Raw genomic sequence first — 1,185 nt, 5'->3', positions numbered from 1 at the left:
CGGTGGTGCGAACCTGCGACTCCCGGTACGGCTCGTCGGTGGTCGGATTCCAGGACGGCTGGCGCGGATTGCTGGAGAACCGGCGCGTCCAGCTGCAGAACGACGACCGCAACGATCGCCTGCTGGCCAAGGGCGGAACGATGCTGGGCACCGCCCGGGTGCATCCCGACAAATTGCGGGCCGGGCTGAACCAGATCAAGCAAACCCTCGACGACAACGGGATCGACGTCCTGATCCCCATCGGCGGGGAGGGCACGCTGACGGCGGCGCACTGGCTATCGGAGGAGAACGTTCCCGTGGTCGGTGTCCCCAAGACCATCGACAACGACATCGACTGCACCGACGTGACTTTCGGCCACGACACCGCGCTGACCGTCGCCACCGACGCCATCGACCGGCTGCACAGCACCGCCGAATCGCATCAGCGGGTGATGCTGGTCGAGGTGATGGGCCGGCACGCCGGCTGGATCGCGCTGAACGCCGGTCTGGCTTCGGGCGCCCACATGACTTTGATTCCCGAGCAGCCCTTCGACGTCGAAGAGGTCTGTCGGCTGGTCAAAAGGCGCTTCCAGCGCGGAGATTCGCACTTCATCTGCGTGGTCGCCGAGGGAGCCAAACCCATTCCCGGTTCGATTGCTCTGCGCGAAGGCGGGATTGACGAATTCGGCCACGAAAAGTTCACCGGGGTGGCCGCCCAGCTCGGGGCCGAGGTGGAGAAGCGGATCAACAAGGACGTTAGGGTGACCGTGTTGGGGCACGTCCAGCGAGGCGGCACCCCGACGGCCTACGACCGGGTGCTGGCCACCCGGTTCGGGGTGAATGCGGCCGACGCGGCGCACGCCGGGGAATACGGCCAGATGGTGTCGCTGCGCGGGCAGGATATCGGCCGAGTTCCGCTGGCCGACGCGGTGCGCCAGCTCAAGCTGGTCCCCGAGAGCCGCTACGACGACGCCGCCGCGTTCTTCGGTTAGCCGCGCCCGCGAGCCAAACATTCGGTGGATCTGAGCGAACCGTGGCCTGAATTTGCCCGCCAACGATCCAGTTGGTCCGCGATCGCGTTGTTTTGGTGGTTTCCGGACCGGTCCTGAAGGGTTATACCGGGAGTATGAGAAACCGCGATGCGGTTCGCGGAGTCGTTCAGCAATCCGCAGCGGCGGGGGGACCACCGGTTCCGCCGCACCACAA

The 1,185-nt window shown here is 66.2% G+C and carries 1 protein-coding gene; it reads left to right on the top strand.

The window, feature by feature from the left end; all coding sequences use genetic code 11:
- The coding region (locus tag BST14_RS28070) for an ATP-dependent 6-phosphofructokinase (protein ID WP_083067487.1) at window positions 1-971 on the top strand (971 nt) is incomplete at its 5' end.
- Window positions 972-1,185: the final 214 nt, after the last annotated feature.

It is taken from the genome of Mycobacterium arosiense ATCC BAA-1401 = DSM 45069 (assembly GCF_002086125.1).
Lineage (GTDB): Bacteria > Actinomycetota > Actinomycetes > Mycobacteriales > Mycobacteriaceae > Mycobacterium > Mycobacterium arosiense.
Note: the sequence above shows the minus strand (reverse complement) of the source record. Positions and strands in the feature narration are given on the sequence as shown.